Here is a 17,518-nt window from a genome sequence, read left to right as displayed (position 1 = left end):
GTATAATCTAATTAGTGTAAAAGCCCCTTTTTTACACATTCTTCATTTTAATTAACCTGATTAACGCAGGATTATCTAATTTAGAGACTTCAAGACAAAGCTTTAATGGCGAAATATAAGTTTCGTTCCAATCAAAGATGATCTTGATAGACGTTTTGTTTATTTTAATTTCTTTAAATAAGGGGCGAATATCTGTTGTGCGTTCGCCATTTTTAGTTGTGCGAGTCCAGCTATAGCTAGGGTTAGAGATAAATTCTTGCCAATGCTGGATTATATCTTCGATTTTTTGTCCTTCAGTAAATTCAAGCAGGTACTCTTCGCCACTACTTTGTTTAAGCTTAGTATTAATAGGCAATTCTTCTACGTTTATAATCTGCATACCTCTTAATAAGTGTGGATTTAAACGCTTATAAACTTCTTCGGCACTCAAATATTCCCTTAAGTGAATACCTAAAACCTCACAATGACTTTCAACGGCAACAGGTAAGGCACGCCCAAAAGATAAAAGAGGTAGAGGGTGAAAACCTTGAGAAAAACTTAAGCCAACCCCCGCACGGCGTAAAGCTAAATCAAACAGAGATTGTAACTCTAATTGGCTTAAATAAGCGGATTTATCCAGCTTGGAATAGGTAATAACATAGTGAGCGGCTTTATGTGCTAAAGTTGCATCTATCTTAGGCGGCTTGGCTTTTTTACCCGCTACTTCTTTTGTTATTTCTGGCTCTGGGGTGTTTTGTTTAATTTGGCGTTCGACGACTCGACCTTTTTCATCAAACTTTGGCTTATGAGTTTCTTGGTCTCTCTGTTGATAATTTAAAATATTCTGATAACTTAGTTGGTTAGATTCGCTTGTTTCAGGTTCATGCAAAAGTGAAACGGAATTTGGTCTATCACAGACTCCACAAACTTGACACGCACCATAACGACAATCAGGAGATATTTTTTCTCCTAAGGCTTTTTGGCGTTCTCTTAATAAAAATTCTTTGCTAATTCCAGCATTTAAGTGTTCCCACGGGAGGGCTAACTCAACAGGGCGTTCGGCTAAAAAGTCTTCTGCTTTTAGTCCATGTTCTTCTAAAGCTTCGAGCCAAGGCTCTAGTTTAAAATGTTCCATCCAACTCGCAAAAATAGCCCCTTTATTGTAGGCTGTTTCAATAACATCAGCCAATTTGCGAGAACCACGAGAAAAAACACCTTCCAAAAAGCTGGTTTTAGGTTCATGCCAACGCATTTTTAAACGCTTTTCGCCTTTAAATGCTTCTAAAAGCCAGCCAATACGCTCTCTTGTTTCTTCATAGCTCAGTTGTTCTTCCCATTGAAAAGGAGTGTGTGGCTTTGGTACAAAAGGAGAAATCGCAGCGGTAACTTGAAGGCGTTTAACTCCCGGCCCTGCGGCATCTCGGACTTTTCGGCATAAATCAACAATCGCCAAAATATCTTCTTTGGTTTCAGTAGGTAGACCAATCATAAAGTATAACTTAACTTGTTGCCAACCGTGTTCAAAGAGTTTTTGAACGTGTAAAATCAGCTCTTCTTCGGTTACGCCTTTGTTGATTACGTCTCTTAAACGCTGACTCCCCGCTTCGGGGGCGAGCGTTACACCTGTTCGTCTAATCGAGGCGAGGCGTTCCATAATAGAATCGTCAATTGAACCAACTCGTAATGAGGGCAGGGAAATTGATATTTGTTCTTTAGCACAGCGTTCGGAAGTTTTGAGAAATAAGGTTTTTAAGGCGGAAAAATCACCAGTGCTTAAAGATAAAAAAGAAACATCATCGTAGCCTGTTTTTTGTAAACAATCTTCTAAAATATTTGATAAATTTTCAACGCTACGCTCTCTAACAGGGCGATAAACCATGCCGGCTTGACAAAAACGACAGCCTCTTGTGCAACCTCTGGCTATTTCTAGGGTGAGGCGTTTATGCACAGCTCCAAAAGGAATAGTTTGTTCGGCGGGGTATTCTATTTTGTTTAAATCAGCGACAATACGCCTTGTGATTTGGCTGTTTTTTTGTTTTATAGCGGGTTTTAAACGAACGCTTTCTAAAACATGGTTGTGGCTATTATCGGGGTTAAGTGTGTTCTTTTCTACTTCAAAAAACTCAGGGATATAAACACCTGAAATTTTAGACGCTTCTTCTAAATATTGCTGACGAGACCAACCTTGTTTTTTGGACTTATCTAAAAGTTCCATAACTTCGATAATAATTTCTTCGCCATCGCCAAGCATCATTAAATCCACAAAAGGTGCAATGGGTTCAGCCGACAAAGTACAAGAGCCACCGGCGATGATTAAGGGATAATGCTTACCGTTTAAAGCGTCTTTTGCTCTTTGTTCACTGCGAAGCGGAATTCCGCCCAAGTCAAGCATATAGAGGATATTAGTATAACAAAGTTCATGTGTTATGCTAAAACCTAAAACATCTAATTTATTTAGAGGGCAATTACCTTCGAGGGTGCAAAGTAGAGTTTTTTTTGTTTCATTAGGATTAGATAAATCAGGCGTATTGAATAAAATTTTTCCTGTTTCAGCACAAGGAGCAAAAATGCGTTCTGCCCACCATGTTTCTTTGGCGTTTAAGATATTGTAGAGTATTTTTTGCCCAAGATACGACATGCCAACTTCATAAAGGTCAGGAAAGGCCAAACCAATTCTTAAATGTATATCTTCTGCATTTTTAATAATGCTACCTTCTTCTATTCCAATATAACGGCTTGGCTTTGGTAACAATGGCAATATTTTACGCATGATTTATTTTTTTTTCCTATTGAAGGTATATAAAAGCTAGAGTTTAAACTCTTATAGAAATTTAATTAATTTTTAAATATATTGAGACTATTGCACAATAGGCTCAAAGAGGCTTCCTTTAGGAAGGCTCTCCCAAAAAACACGAATAAGGAAAATTTAATTTTCCTGTAAAATGAGTGGTTTTTGTGGCTTAAGACGTTTTATGCTATGTGCATACAGAGCATAAAACGATGATAAAAGTACGCAAAACGGAGTTTTGCAATGGTCTTGTATTATTTTAGGGGCTAATCATTTTTAAGCTTAGATTAGAGTTAATAACCCACTAAACTTAACGAAAAGCCCCTTAATATTTAAGATGTTTAATTTATTGTTTTATTTTTTGCCTAAAATTAAGCCACTTGCGTTAGCGGCGGCGGCTTCGCCTCTAAGGTCTAAGCCTCCAAGTCCGCCTGATGATAGAGTAAGTTTGGAACAAGCTTCAAGATAGCGAGTTTTTATTTCTTCTGGGCAGTTTTTGTATTCAAATAAAACATGAGTCATTGAGATTGAGCCTGTAAAATCTTGTTCAAAAGGATAGCCGTAAGGCAGGAGCATTAACTGCACACCGCCATCTTGTTGAGATGGAACAGTTTGAAGGTTAGCAGGGTCTTTTATGCTGTTGCTCTCTGCGTCAAACTTTCCTAAAACTAACTCACTAGAAACCAATTTAACTAAACGAATATCATAAGACATAGTGTTCTCCTGTTTTTTTATCAATAAAAGTTTTATCAAACACAAGTTAAGCGTTTGTGTTATGATGTATTTTTTTAATATAAGACCGATTTTAAAAATGACAAACAAATTAATCTTATAAAAAATATAACTCTTTAACAAGCTGTAAAAGTGTATTTTTATATCAAAAAGACTTAATATATTTTGTTTCTCCAACCTTAAAGGTATAAAATAATACAAAAAGAACGCAAAATATGGTTTTGCAACAGTCTTAAATAGATATAATAATCACTTGATTTTAATTTAAACCTGCTTGATTTATTTAATCAAAACACCATTTTTTAAATCTGCTTGTAAAAGCTTGCGTAAATATGCCGCGGTTTTTCCCGGTTTTCCGTCGGCTATTTGTTGCCCTTCATAACTGGTAACCGAAGCACAACCTATACCTGTTCCTAAAACCAAAAGTTCTTGAGCTTCTCTTACTTCGGCTTCGCTAACTTGTTTAAACTTATGTGGTATTTTATTGTTATCTTTTTCGATGAGTTGCAATAATTTTAGTATTGTTGTTCCGGCGAGAGCATGGGAAAATTTTGGAATAATTAACGTGCCTGTTTTATCCACTAAACATAAGTTTGCGATAGCACTTTCGGCGAGGTAGCCTGTTTCATCATAACAAAATGGAATATCATAACCTTTTATTTTTGCTTCTCTTGTCATTAATACATTCGGCAGGTAGTTGGCATTTTTTATTTTAGCCAAATAACCTTGTTTGGCGGGAATAGACGTTTTAAATCCGCTTAAACCTTTGTTATACCAGTCTTCTGAATGTTCGGAAAAATGATAGGCTACGATATACAGACTTGAAATTGGTGGTTCAAAGGGGTCAATTCCGAAGCCACCGGCTCCACGCCCCATTAAAATGCGTAACAGGCCGTCTTTTGTTCCGCTCGCTTTGGCGACTTCTATAATAAGCTCTCTAATCTTCGCCCATGCACAAGGCGGTTCAAGATAGATACCGGTTGCGGAAGCCTGCATGCGAGATAAGTGGGCATCAAGTTCATAAATACGCCCATGACGATAAACAAGAGTTTCAAAAATGCCATCACCACGATGTGCTAAATGATCGTCCAGAGGCAGGAGCATTAAACGAGGTGCTTTGCAAATTGCCCCAAGCCTGTGTTCATAAAAAGCGAGGATTTTATCTTCGTTTGGGCGTGGTGTTTCTAACAACAGTTTTAGATAATCACTTTGTTCAAGTATTGGGGCGATGGTTGGCATTGTGAGCCTCGTTTTTGTTAAAATTATATTTTTTTATTAGGTTAGAAACAAAGTCTAGTCAATTTGTATTTTTTATCAATAAATTAAGCTTGTTATTGGGTTGTTTTTATTCGCTAATCGGGTTTGTTAAACAAGCATTTTGAACCTTGTTAAACAAATTGTTTTTTTATTAAAATAGTGCTATTGTTTTAAATAGTGATTACTAATCTTTATATTTTTAGACAATAGTTGAGGTTTATATGCCTTTTTTGATTTTATTTATTATATATATGTATTTAGAATTTACAATTACTAGACTTGTGGGAATCAGGCTTGGGTTTGGAAACACCATGGCATTAATGTTAGTTTCGGCATTTTTAGGTGTGTTTTTAATTAAACGCCAAAGCACCAAGGCTTTACAAGAGGCGTTAAATGCACAAGCCAGCGGTTTGGCAACAGCTATGGGCAGTGGGTTTTTAAGAGCCTTTGCTTATTTGGTTTCGGGAATTTTATTTATTATCCCGGGATTTTTTTCTGATATTATAGGTTTTTTATTGCTGATGCCTTTTGTTCAGCACCTTTTTGCCGATAGATTCCAAAATTATAGGACTAAAAACCCTAATGGTTGGTCGGGTTCGTCATTTTTTTACAGCTCTAATAAAGGCTGGCAATCGACATCAGAAAACTTTGACTCGGCTTATTACAATCAAAATATAGGGCGAAGTAACGAAGACCCTGATGTTGTTGATACTACTGCCAGAGAAAATGTGAAAAAAACACAAGATGATAACGAAATTATTATTGACTGTTATGTGAATGAAGAAAAAACAAAAAGTGCTAATGAAAACAATCTTGTATATATGGAATGTGAGCTTGATGACGATCAAGACAAGAATAAAAAATAATTAAATTTAGACTATTGCACAATAGTCTCAAAGTGGCTTTCGTCAGAAAGAAACTCCAAAAATCACGAATAAGGACACTAGGTTGGCTTTGCCTGCCAGTGGACTTGGGGGCTTCGGGGGTATTCCCCCAGAAACAAAGGAAAATTTAATTTTCCTGTAAAATGAGTGGTTTTTGTGTCTTAAAACGTTTGATACTATGTATACACAGAGCATCAAGCGATAATAAAAGCACGCGAAACGGAGTTTTGCAATGGTCTTAAATTTGTTTTTTGGCAAATACCCAAAACGGAACAAGGCGTAATTGTTTTTTTAATTTTTTGTCATTTTCAAAACAATTTTGATCCATAGTATATAAAAAACGCCAAAAAGCTTGGCTGTGGTTCATTTCTTTTAAGTGGGCAAGTTCGTGTAAGATTAGGTGTTTGGTTAGTTCCGGTGGAAAAAATAATAATGCCGCATTCAAGTTGATAACACCTTTCGAGGTACAACTTCCCAACCTGGTTTTTTGCAGTTTTGTTTTGACTTTAGCAACTTTTAAGTTAAATATTTGTGCCAGAGTGTTGGTTTGTATTTCAAGTTTGCGTTCGGCATAATCTTTTACCCAAGTTTGCAATTGTTTGAGGGCTATTTGAGTTTCTTCTTGGCTAAGTTGTTCCGGTTCGCAAAACGCCTCGTTATTATTTTGTATGTTTTTTATATTGATATTCAGCTCATGGGAAAATTCGGAATTTTCTGAAACTTCAAATAAACAATAAGCTGCCACTCTATTGCTTTGGCGATAAGTAACTTTTATTTTTTCGTTTGTTGCTTTGAGAATAATTTCTGTGGGTAGTAATTTTGATTTTTTTTCTTTTTCAAAATCAGGAATGTTTTCAAGGTTGAGCTTGTTTAAATGTTTTATTTTTTTTATAATCCAATCTTGATGTTTTTTGAGTAAATTTTGGGCTAACTGATTTGTATCATATTGTTTTTGTTTAAAGTAAATAGGAAGGGCAATTTCAATTAGATTTTGGGCTTTTACATAAATAATAGCCCGTTTTGCCTTTTTGCTAAATCTTAAAATAAAGTCTTGTTGAGCTAAAAAATTGTTTTGTTCCGTCATTAACTTAGAAGTCCTGATAAGTTATTGGCATTTTTTTATAAAGATGCTCTTTACGAGTTGTAGAAAAAAGCGTAATTAAATATTATCTTTTTACGTTTGTGATAAATATTTTTGTTGAAAATATAAATTTTGTTTGGTTCAGTTTAAAATACACAGCTTATATTGTTTATCAAGGCTTTTTTAACCCTTGAATTTAATAAAGTTATTTTTTGGAGTCTAAATGGCACTTTTAAAAACGAAACAATCTAAAACTCTTTGGTTTTCCGCTTTTATTTCTTTGCTCGCTTGTGCCTTTTGTTTGTTTAATATCTATCTTCATACTCCTGAAGCCGCCAAAACCGCAAGTCTGTTTTGTCCGACAAACGGTTGTGTATTGTTTGAAGATTTTACCGTTTTTGATATTTCATTGTGGTTTATCGGTGCGGTTGTCTTTTTGATTCTTTGTTTATTGAGTTTAAAAGGTAGTAGGCGACTGGTCTTGTTTTTTAGCGGGCTTGCCCTTTTGCTCGATTGTTTTCTGTTGTTTTTGTTAATCGTTACTTCGCCTTGTGTTTCTTGTTTAGCCGTGGCTTTGTTTTTTGCTCTTATTTATATTCATACGCGTTATAATTCGCCTGAATATATCCATGGTGGCTTTAAATTTGGTGTTTTGTTTATTTTTTGGAGCTTTTTGTTTGTCGCAAATATCTTTTCGGCTATTGAAGAATCTCTTGGTTCTTGGGTAATAACCGGAAGTAAAGAAGCTGAGATTAAATTATATTTTTCTCCGACTTGTCCTGCTTGTATTGATGCACTCACAGGTTTGGCAACAAACACCAAAGTTGCCTTTTTGCCTGTTGCCAAAGACAAACAAGATAAAGAAATAATTTTGCGACTTAGAGAAGAACTAAATAACGGCGCTGATCTTTTAACCGGTTTAAGAAATGCTCACGCTTCTCAAATTAAACCTGAACTCAATTTTTTTGATAATCTTTATTATTCTTTTCAACTTTACCGAAACCGTGCTTACAGCATGAGAGTTGGCGATCATAGTTTGCCGTTAATGGTTGTAAACAATATTCCCGCTTTGTTGGTCAATAGCGACTCTTTAAGCGTAACGCCGCCCCCTGTAACTGAAAGTTCAACGGGGAACAATACAACACCTCAAACAAGTTTGGGAACAAATCAGTTTGAGGAAACAGAGTTGTTATATACGCCATTGCAGTCGACGAATAACTCCAGTACAAATGGGACAGCCAGAACAAATGGCGGAATAAGCAGAAATTCAGTTTCGGAACAAAACGAATTGTCAAGGTTGTTTAACAGTGAAGGTCTTGGAAATTGTCAAGATACCGTCGGAGCGATTCCTTGTCCTCCGGTTGGACAGCCTTAAGCATATATTTTATTATATTGTCAATTTAATTTTATAGCCACAATGAGAAGGGAAAGACATGAAATTTGACTACCAACTTTTAGAAAAGAGTAAACAAAAAGAGGCGATTAAAACAATTAAAGGTGTACCTTTTGGCTCTGTTAGAACTAATCATATGTTTTTAATGGATTATGCCAAAGGTGAATGGAAAAATGCTAGAATAGTGCCTTATGGCGAAATTAATTTACCTGCCGGGGCGTTATGTTTACATTATGGTCAGGCAATTTTTGAAGGTATTAAAGCGTTTCGTCAAGCTGACGGAAGTATCAAGCTTTGGCGTGCGGATAAAAACGCCATGCGTATTAACCATTCGGCAACAATTATGTGTATGCCCCATATTCCCGTTGAACTTCAGCTTGAATGTATTCAGCGTTTGATTGATGTTGAGCGTGATTGGTGTCCTAATGAGCCTGATGCCGCTATGTATATTCGTCCTTTTATGTTTGCAACCTATGATTCTTTGGGCGTAAAGGTTAGTTGTACTTATACTTATTGTATAATGTTGTCTCCTTGTGGGCCTTATTATTCCGGTGGTTTTGATAAGGCTATTCGTCTTGTCATTACTGATAAATTTCATCGTGCGGTTGCTGGCGGAACAGGAACAGCCAAATGTGTTGGTAACTATGGTGCTTCTTTAAGACCTGGGGAATATGCAAAGTCTCGTGGGGCTGATCAAGTTCTTTATCTTGATGCAAGCAATACTTATTTGGAAGAAGCCGGAACAATGAACCATTATAATGTATTAAAAGATGGAACTTTTATTATTCCTGCTTTTAATGATTCTATTTTGCGTTCGATTACCTCAGAAACTATTTTGGAACTGGCAGAAATGGGAACGGAACTTTCAACGGGAAAACTCAAGGCTCGCTTGGAACAAATTCCGCTTAATGACTTTATTAACGGATTAAAATCAGGTGAAATTATCGAAGCCGGCGGTTTTGGAACAGCGGCGGTTGTTTCGCCCGTAGGAAGTTATTTAATGGACGATGATACCGTTCACACAGTTGCAGACGGTAAAGTTGGTAAATATTCCCGTGCCTTATATGAATATTATACAGCCATGCAAAACGGAACAAAAGAATCGCCTAAGGGTTGGCTTTTAGATGTTCCTAAATTTGATTTTTAATTAAGAACCAATAAAAAATAAAATTAAAAATAAAAGTTGACTTAATAATTTTTCATTTTAATTAATACAAACGGCGTTTATAAAATTTATTCTTGTATGATAAAAATAAACCCCGAGCGTTAGTTAAACAAATCAAAAATTATTAATCCGGTTTTATACTGATTATTAAAGCGTAATGTGCATAGATGAATAAAAATGACCTTGGTGTTTTAGAAATACCGCCTCAACAAGACGGTGTTTTGGTGTTAAATAAACCTAGCGGACCAAGTTCTGCTGCCTGTATTTCAAGAATTAAAAGACTTGGACAAAAAAAAATAGGACACGCAGGAACCCTTGACCCTTTGGCTCAGGGCGTTTTATTGGTTTTATTAGGACAGGCGACCAAACTCTCGGCTCATCTTATGGCTGATGGAGAAAAAGTATATTCCGGAATTATTCGATTGGGAGTAAGTACGGATACTTGGGATATTCTCGGAAAAACGCTTGCACAAAGTAGCTATAATCATGTAAAAGAAACAGATATTGCTGATGTTGTTCAAAGTTGGATTGGTAAAAGCACTCAAGAAGTACCCGCCTTTTCAGCCGCCAAACACGAAGGTAAGCCCCTTTACAAGCTTGCTCGTGAAGGAAAAGAAACACCGGTAAAAATAAAAAATATAGAAATTTCACAAGCGGAACTTCTTTGGGTGAAGTTTCCGCAAGTGGGCTTTCGAGTAACTTGTAGCTCTGGAACCTATATACGCTCCCTCGCCCACAGCTTGGGGACGCGACTTGGGACTCATGCGACGCTAGAAGCTTTAACTCGAGAGTATAGCCATCCGTTTAGCTTAAAAGAAGCTTATGAGGTTTCAAACTTCACAGATAACCCAAGTCTTTTACCCGAGTGTGTTTTGCCTGTTCATAAAGCTTTGCCAAAATGGTTAAAGCTTATAGTTAGCAAAACAGACGAGGAAAAAATTAGACACGGGCATTCTATTTCTTACCAAGCTGTAGAGAAACAGATAGAAAATGCAACAAACGGCTTTGAACTTGTTGATTTCGCAGAAAAACCTTTTCAGGAAGGAATAAAAGCGTTGTTAATGAACGAAAACGAGCAAACACTTGCATTGGCTGTTTCAACAACAGAACACGGAAAAGAAGTTTTTAGCGTTTTAAGAGGGCTTTGTCCTAACTCTTAGTTAAGCTTTAACGTTGGCTTTTTATTAACATTTTAACTAAATATTGGAGAACTGCTGTGGTAATGGATCCTCAACAAAAAAAGTCCGTTATTGATGCTTATGCTCAACACGAAGGCGATACCGGTTCACCGGAAGTTCAAATTGCTCTTTTGTCTGCTCGTATTGAGTATTTAACTGGCCACTTTAAATTTCACAAAAAAGACTTCCACTCTCGTACCGGCTTGCTTAAGCTTGTTGGACGCAGACGTATGTTGTTAAATTATCTGAAGAAAACAGAAGTTCAACGCTACCGCAACATTGTTGAAAAACTTGGCTTGCGTAAGTAGTTTTTAAAGAACGCTTAACTCGTTTAGGTTTGGCGTTTTATGTGAATTAATTTTTTAAGACCATTACATGAATATTAATCATAACGTTTGTGTAATGGTCTTAATTTTAACAACTAACAACATAAACACAACTAAGTTGATAACTAAGCAGTAGAAGTAAGTAGAAAAGGGGGGACCGAGCGAAATATCGAAGAAAAAAGTATTTTAGACAGGCTTTACTTGCCGTGAAAAATTTGGATACTTTGTTTTGAATTCGGTGCTTTGCTCGGCGTCCCCTTATCAGCTTTCAGCTTTAAGCTCAGCGTTTATGTTTAAAAAGGATTTTATCTATGTCGAATGTATTTGATTGTCAAAGAGTCAACGTGATGGTTGGCGGAAAAGAAATTATTTTGGAAACAGGACGTATCGCCAACCAGGCAAACGGGTCTATCTGGATTCAGTGTGGTGGAACGGTTGTTATGGTTACTGCTTGTAGCCAAGCTATGGAACGTGATATGGGTTTTTTCCCGCTGACTGTTGAATATGCTGAAAGAATGTATGCTGCCGGGCGTATTCCCGGTTCTTTTTTCCGTCGTGAAATCGGTCGCCCTTCAGAAAGAGAAACTTTGGTTTCTCGTTTGATTGACCGCCCGATACGCCCTTTATTTCCTAAAGGCTTAAAGCAAGAAGTTCAAGTATTGGCAACGGTTATCTCAGCCGACCAAGAAAACGAAAGCGATGTTTTATCTATCGCCGGAGCTTCGGTGGCTCTTGGTCTTTCTTCGATTCCGTTTGCAGGACCTGTGGCTGGTGCCAGAATAGGGCGTGTTAACGGGACTTATGTTTTAAACCCTACCGTTCAAGAGCTTGAAAAAAGCGATATGAATATTGTTTTTGCCGCTTCAAAAGATGCTGTTGTTATGGTCGAAGGCGAAGCAAAATTTATTAGCGAAGATACTTTCTTAGAGGCTTTAAATTGGGGTCATAAAGAAATACAACCTCTTTTACTTGCTCAAGAAGAATTAGTAGCAAAAGCCGGAAAGGTTAAAGCCGCTACTCCTGAAATAATAGAAAATGTTGCGTTGGCAGAAAAAGTTTCTAATATTATTAAAACTGATTTAAGTGCCGCTTTACAAGTTCCTGCTAAGCTTGAACGTAAAGAAGTCCGCAAAGCGGTTAAAGAAAAATTGGTTGCCGCTTTAAACGAAGACCCTGAAATTTTGGATAAGCCTGAATTAATGGCAGAAGCCTTGGAAGAACTCGGTAACCTTGAAAAGAAAATAGTGCGTGAGCGTATTTTAAAAGAAGGTAAACGTATTGATGGGCGTGATACTAAAACCGTGCGTCCTATTTTAATTGAACCTTCGGCTTTGCCAAGGGCTCATGGTTCTGTTATTTTCTCTCGTGGTGAAACTAAATCTTTGGTAGTAACAACATTAGGTAGTGCTACTGATGAACAAAGAATGGATTCTTTAAACGGTGATTATGTTAAGCGTTTTATGCTCCACTATAACTTCCCTCCATTCAGCGTTGGCGAAGTTAAACCTGTGCGTGTTTCTCGCCGTGAAATCGGACACGGAGCCTTGGCAGAAAAAGCGTTACGCCAGATTCTTCCGTCTGAAGAAAGTTTTCCTTTTACCTTGCGTATTGTTTCAGAAACTTTGGAATCAAACGGTTCTTCCAGTATGGCGGCCGTTTGTGGCGGAACCTTGTCTTTAATGGACGCAGGCGTTCCTATTTCCGCACCTGTGGCTGGTATTGCCATGGGTTTAATCAAAGAAGGTTCGGAATACATTATTTTAACTGATATTTTGGGTGATGAAGATGCCCTTGGCGATATGGATTTTAAAATAGCCGGAACAAGAGACGGTATCACCGCTGTTCAAATGGATATTAAAATAAGCGGTATTCCTACTGAAGTTATGGGTAAAGCCCTTAACCAAGCTAAAGACGCACGTCTTCATATTTTAGGCGAAATGCTTAAAGCTTTACCTGCTTCAAGAGGCGAATTGTCTCAATATGCTCCGCAACATTGCGAAGTTTCCGTTAGCCCTGATGTTATTCGTTTAATTATCGGGCCGGGCGGAAAAAATATTAAAGAAATTACCGCTAAAACCGGTGCTTCCGTTGATATTGACGATAGCGGAAAGGTTGCGATTTTTGCTCCGACACAAGACGCTTTGAACATTGCCAAAGCTATGGTTTTAGCCTTTGACCAAAAAGCAGAACTCGGAAAAGATTATGGTGCGAAAGTTAAAAAAGTTTTAGAAATAGGCGTTGTTGTTGAACTTATGCCTAACCTTGAAGCTTTGGTGCATGTATCACAACTTGATACCTCCAGAGTTGAAAACGTAGCTGATTTTGCCAAAGTCGGCGATGAAATGACTGTTAAAGTTGTTGAAATCTCAGGCGATCGAGTGCGTGCTTCTCGTAAGGCTGTTTTACTCGAAGCCGAAGGTCAAGTTTGGAAGCCAGAAGATACCGCTCGCCCACAAAGAGAACGTAGCGGTGGCTATCGTGATGGTGGAGACCGAGGACGTAGAGACGGCGGTGGTCGTGGTGATTCTCGTGGCGGTTATCAAAAACGTTAGAAGTTAAAGAATAATAATTTTATCGCACAATGGTCAAAAGGCTGTTGTGCGATAATTTTATGTTGAAGAAAAATTTAGTTTGGCATATTAATATTAAATAAAATCCTAAAAAAATAACGTAAAATGTCGTTTTGTAATGCTCTTAGTTTGTTAAATAAACTTCTAAAAGCGTAATTAGGAATATTTTAAATAAAAAATAAATTAAATGAGGTTGTTATATGTTATGTCCTTGTGGTAGTGAAAAAGAATTGGAACAATGTTGCGGACCTATTATTGAAGGTACAATTAACGCAGAAACCGCCGAAGCCTTGATGCGTTCTCGTTATACCGCTCATGTGTTAAAAAAATATGCTTATCTTGATAATTCTGTTCACCCGGATAGTAGAGATGGAGAAAGTGCCGCCGAAGTTGATCAATATGCCGATCATATTAACTGGGTTGGTCTTGAAATTGTTTCAGTTAAAGACGGCGGAAAAGACGATACAACAGGCGAAGTATCTTTTGTCGCTCGCTATAAAATTAAAGATTTTGATCAAGAAATTAAAGAAGAAGCCGAATTTAAACGTGATAGCGACGGAAAGTGGTATTATTACAGCGGGAAAGTGCATGGGCACGTTCCTTATAAAAGAGAAGGCGAAAAGATAGGGCGTAACGACCCTTGTTCTTGTGGTAGTGGTAAAAAATATAAAAAATGTTGTGCCACAAAATAGTTTTTGTTGAGTATTTTTAATAACAATGTTTTTTTACATAGCTAAGAAATAGGTGAAACTATGATGATTAATTTTAAGGTTGATCAAGAAACTTGTATCTCTTGTGGTTTGTGCGTTGAAGATTGTCCTCAGAACTGTATTGAGATGAAAAAAATTCCTGTTTTGGCACAACCTCAAGCCTGTATTGCCTGTCAACATTGTTTGGCTATTTGTCCGGTGGGGGCGATTTCTATTTTTGGTCTTGATCCTAAAAATAGTACCGAACTTATCGGAAGCTTACCTGACCTTAAGTCCATGACTGCTTTGGTTCAGGGGCGTCGTTCATATAGACACTATGAAGGGCGTAATGTTGAACCAAGTTTGATTTATGATTTGATTAATACTGTTGTTTATGCTCCAACCGGTTGTAACGCACAGCAGGTGCTTTTTACCGTCATTAAAGAAAAAGAAAAATTGGCGGATTTTAGAGAGTGGCTGATTGCTGAGTTGGCAAAGGTTTATCAGTTGCCTGAATATCAAAAACTTCCGGGAGCGAGGTTTATGCACGCTGTTGTTGACTCTTGGCGTAACAATAAAGAAGATATTTTGTTTAGATCTGCTCCGCATGTTATGATTACGTCCGCTCCTCCAACTGCCCCTTGTGCGAGAGAAGACGGTGTTTTAGCTTTAAGTTACTTTGAGCTATTGTCTCAAAGTGCCGGATTAGGAACAGTTTGGGACGGTATTGTATATTTGACAATGCAGTATTTTGTGCCTCATGCTAAGGAATATTTGGGTATACCAAACGATCATGTACTTGGTTATGCTATGGCTTTTGGTTATCCTACTGTTAAGTATCCGAGAGCTGTTCAGCGTAAACCTATAAAAATTAATTATGTGTAATATTGAGTGTTAAGCTTTGTTGTATATATGAGGCTTTAGGGTTTAAAAATCTATCAGCTTAGTTTTATTAACTATAGCTTAGTTTGAAAACCAAAGGATAGACGAATGAAAATACTTTGTGTCGATTGTTTGTTTGCAAAGCTTTTAAAACAGCGTGGGCACGAAGTCTTAGAGCTTAATAACGTACACGGAATATTGTCGCTACCTCATTTTTTGAAAAGTAAAAACTTTTTTCCCGACCTTATAATTCAGCAAGAAAATATTAAGATTCGTCTTATCCTTTCAGGATTGGAAGAAGTTGATTGTCTAAAATTATTTTGGTCTATTGATACTCATATTAATTTGCACTGGCAAATATATTATTTCAAGCTTTTTGATGCTGTTTTAACGCCACATTATTCATGGCTTAAAAAGCTTGAAAAAATAAATTTGCCTCTTTTTTTTCGCCTACCTTTGCCTGCTCCTTTTTTATCATATAAAGCATATGAAAATAGAACGGAAGAGCTTAGTTTTGTTGGTCGTTTTACAAAATTTCGCCCTTTGCGTCAAAGATTGAAAGATGCTTATGCCTTATTAGGATATCAGAACTTTATTGAAGAGATAAGTTATCGTGATATGCTTAAATTGTATTCTAATACTAAGCTCGTACCCAATGAAAGTTTGGGATATGAACTAAATTTGCGTATTTTTGAATCAGCCGGAGCAGGAGCCGTTGTCTTGGCTCAAAATATAGGCGAAGATCAAGATGCAGTCTTTGAACCTCAAAAAGAGTGTGTAATTTGGCATGATATTATTGAACTTTTTGATTTAACTAAGTATTATTTAAAAAATGAGTCGCTTGCCAAAAAAATCTCAGAAGCGGGGTATGCGAGGGTACAAAAAGAACATCTCATAGAACAGCGTCTCAATACTCTGTTGTATTTTATGAAAAATATTACACAGAACACTCGAAACAAAGTTGAAGACAGAAAAAATTTGTGGTTGAGTTTAGTTCAACTTGTACGCAATAACATGTTAGATTTTTCTTATTTGGACTTGCTTGGGGCCGCTGATGGACTTGCTGATGATTGCCTGATGGTTGCCTTTAAAATTATATTATTGACAGAAAATCAACAATATGACGATGCTCGTCGTTTAATACACTCTTTTTCAACTAACAAAGAATTGTGTGTTAATGTTTTCAGTTCAGACTATTTATTGTTGCTAAGTTCCTGTTCTGCCAGTGCGATGTTTCAAGATGATTTTAACTTAGCTAAATATTTTTTGTTAATGTATTACAATGAGCTTGTTAAAAGCAACGAAGCTCAGGCGTTAATCTTATTTAATCAAGTAAATTGTCAGCCAATTTCAGAGTTTGAACTCTGTTTAAGTTGGGCTCGTTTGTTTGAGAATAAAGAAATATTATCATGGATCGGTTTTAAGTTTTACCCTTATAGAAAAAATTCAGAAGAAAAAAACAATTTTGAATATAGGGCATATATGCCACAATGCTCGTTATCATGGTTATTAACCGCAAAAACTTATAAGCAAGATCAAAACTTAAAAAAATATTTAGAAGCTTTAGTAGAAAAAACAAATGGGCTATCTTCTATTTATCAAGATGAATTGTCAGATTTTATTGTAAAATCGGCAAATAGCTCTTTACAATGGCGTTTTTTGACGGAATTAGGCGTTAAAAAGCTTGAACAGTGTCAGTTTGGCGAAGGGCTAAGCGATATTAAAACAGCTTTTCAGTTGGCAACAGAAAAAAATATTCAAGCAAATTTTCACGAACTTTTATCTCGTTTAACTTCACAAGAAAGAAAAGAAAATATTTTAAACTGTATGAAATTTTATACAACTTAATAGGTAACTCTTTGATTTAATATTGTTTATACTGGTGTTTTTTACGTGTTACTTCAAAGAAATATCTAAAACATTATAAAAAAAATAACTCAAGACTTGACAGCAATCTGTTGCAAGGCTATCAGCAAGAGAGAGCTTGCTTTTTTTATGAAAAAAGTTTAGGCAGAATGAATTAGAATAAATAGTAAAAAAAAATGGAGGATACCACCATGGGTTGGGATGTAACTGTTGATTTGGATAAATGTACAGGCGACGCAGAATGCGTAGATGTTTGCCCTGTTGAAGTTTATGAAATTCAAAATGGTAAAGCACATGCTGTTAATGCAGAAGAGTGCCTTGGTTGCGAATCTTGCGTAGAGGTTTGCGAAGCCGGTGCGATTACTATTACTGAAAACTAGACTTTAATTTAATTAAAGTGAAACAATAAATGCCGGTTGTACTTTTGTACATCTGGCATTTATTTTGTTTAAATTCAGAGTTGAGACTATTGCAGAATAGTTTTAAAGTGGCTTTCGCCGGCAAAATACTCCGGCCAGACACTCCAAAGATACTCCGTAAAGACACTCCAAAAATCACGAATAAAGTCTCTTTGGGGGCTTCGGGGGTATCCCCAGAAACAAAGGGAAAATTTAATTTTCCTGTAAAATGAGTGGTTTTTGTGTCTTAAAATGTTTTATGCTATGTGCATGCAGAGTATCAAACGATAATAAAAGTACGCAAAACAGAGTTTTGCAATGGTCTTGAGT

General features: G+C 36.6%; 14 protein-coding genes. 10 read left to right on the top strand and 4 right to left on the bottom strand.

What is annotated here, in order from left to right; translation table 11 throughout:
* Positions 1-31 precede the first annotated feature (31 nt).
* The 3 genes from BT999_RS10840 to BT999_RS10830 all read right to left on the bottom strand — a co-directional run bounded on the left by BT999_RS10840 (position 32) and on the right by BT999_RS10830 (position 4,738).
* A complete protein-coding gene (locus BT999_RS10840) occupies positions 32-2,749 on the bottom strand; it encodes a TIGR03960 family B12-binding radical SAM protein (protein WP_072697813.1) in 2,718 nt (905 codons plus the stop codon).
* Positions 2,750-3,121: 372 nt separating this feature from the next.
* The gene (locus BT999_RS10835; RefSeq protein WP_072697812.1) at positions 3,122-3,481 is read right to left on the bottom strand and encodes a hypothetical protein; all 360 of its coding nucleotides are present in this window, start codon (positions 3,479-3,481) and stop codon (positions 3,122-3,124) included.
* Between the two features lie 297 nt (positions 3,482-3,778).
* Entirely contained in the window at positions 3,779-4,738 is a 960-nt protein-coding gene (locus BT999_RS10830; RefSeq protein ID WP_342741890.1) for an aminotransferase class IV, read from the bottom strand.
* A gap of 239 nt (positions 4,739-4,977) precedes the next feature.
* Here BT999_RS10830 and BT999_RS10825 point away from each other — a divergent pair, with 239 nt between their 5' ends.
* On the top strand, positions 4,978-5,622 hold the full coding sequence (locus BT999_RS10825) for an FxsA family protein (RefSeq protein WP_072697811.1): 645 nt from the start codon (positions 4,978-4,980) through the stop codon (positions 5,620-5,622).
* A 256-nt stretch (positions 5,623-5,878) separates the two neighbouring features.
* Here BT999_RS10825 and BT999_RS10820 read toward each other — a convergent pair whose 3' ends face one another.
* Positions 5,879-6,724 (bottom strand): M48 family metallopeptidase, encoded by an 846-nt coding sequence (locus BT999_RS10820; RefSeq protein WP_072697810.1) that lies wholly within the window; start codon positions 6,722-6,724, stop codon positions 5,879-5,881.
* Between the two features lie 220 nt (positions 6,725-6,944).
* Here BT999_RS10820 and BT999_RS10815 point away from each other — a divergent pair, with 220 nt between their 5' ends.
* The 9 genes from BT999_RS10815 to BT999_RS10775 all read left to right on the top strand — a co-directional run bounded on the left by BT999_RS10815 (position 6,945) and on the right by BT999_RS10775 (position 17,170).
* Positions 6,945-8,096 (top strand): hypothetical protein, encoded by a 1,152-nt coding sequence (locus tag BT999_RS10815; RefSeq protein WP_072697809.1) that lies wholly within the window; start codon positions 6,945-6,947, stop codon positions 8,094-8,096.
* A 58-nt stretch (positions 8,097-8,154) separates the two neighbouring features.
* A complete protein-coding gene (locus tag BT999_RS10810) occupies positions 8,155-9,261 on the top strand; it encodes a branched-chain amino acid aminotransferase (RefSeq protein WP_072697808.1) in 1,107 nt (368 codons plus the stop codon).
* Positions 9,262-9,446: 185 nt separating this feature from the next.
* Entirely contained in the window at positions 9,447-10,439 is a 993-nt protein-coding gene (gene truB / locus BT999_RS10805) for a tRNA pseudouridine(55) synthase TruB (protein ID WP_072697807.1), read from the top strand.
* 62 nt (positions 10,440-10,501) lie between these two features.
* Positions 10,502-10,765, top strand: a complete 264-nt coding sequence (gene rpsO / locus BT999_RS10800; RefSeq protein ID WP_178139349.1) for a 30S ribosomal protein S15 — start codon at positions 10,502-10,504, stop codon at positions 10,763-10,765.
* Positions 10,766-11,094: 329 nt separating this feature from the next.
* On the top strand, positions 11,095-13,335 hold the full coding sequence (gene pnp / locus BT999_RS10795) for a polyribonucleotide nucleotidyltransferase (RefSeq protein ID WP_072697805.1): 2,241 nt from the start codon (positions 11,095-11,097) through the stop codon (positions 13,333-13,335).
* Between the two features lie 218 nt (positions 13,336-13,553).
* Positions 13,554-14,045, top strand: a complete 492-nt coding sequence (locus tag BT999_RS10790; protein ID WP_072697804.1) for a YchJ family protein — start codon at positions 13,554-13,556, stop codon at positions 14,043-14,045.
* Positions 14,046-14,105: 60 nt separating this feature from the next.
* Positions 14,106-14,927, top strand: coding sequence for a nitroreductase family protein (locus BT999_RS10785; protein WP_084650690.1), 822 nt, complete (start codon positions 14,106-14,108; stop codon positions 14,925-14,927).
* A 105-nt stretch (positions 14,928-15,032) separates the two neighbouring features.
* Positions 15,033-16,772, top strand: a complete 1,740-nt coding sequence (locus BT999_RS10780; RefSeq protein WP_072697803.1) for a glycosyltransferase family protein — start codon at positions 15,033-15,035, stop codon at positions 16,770-16,772.
* Between the two features lie 209 nt (positions 16,773-16,981).
* Positions 16,982-17,170 (top strand): ferredoxin, encoded by a 189-nt coding sequence (locus BT999_RS10775; protein ID WP_072697802.1) that lies wholly within the window; start codon positions 16,982-16,984, stop codon positions 17,168-17,170.
* The last annotated feature ends 348 nt before the right edge of the window (positions 17,171-17,518 follow it).

The organism is Desulfovibrio litoralis DSM 11393, assembly GCF_900143255.1.
Taxonomy (GTDB): domain Bacteria; phylum Desulfobacterota; class Desulfovibrionia; order Desulfovibrionales; family Desulfovibrionaceae; genus Frigididesulfovibrio_A; species Frigididesulfovibrio_A litoralis.
This window is presented reverse-complemented; position numbering and strand designations above follow the sequence as displayed.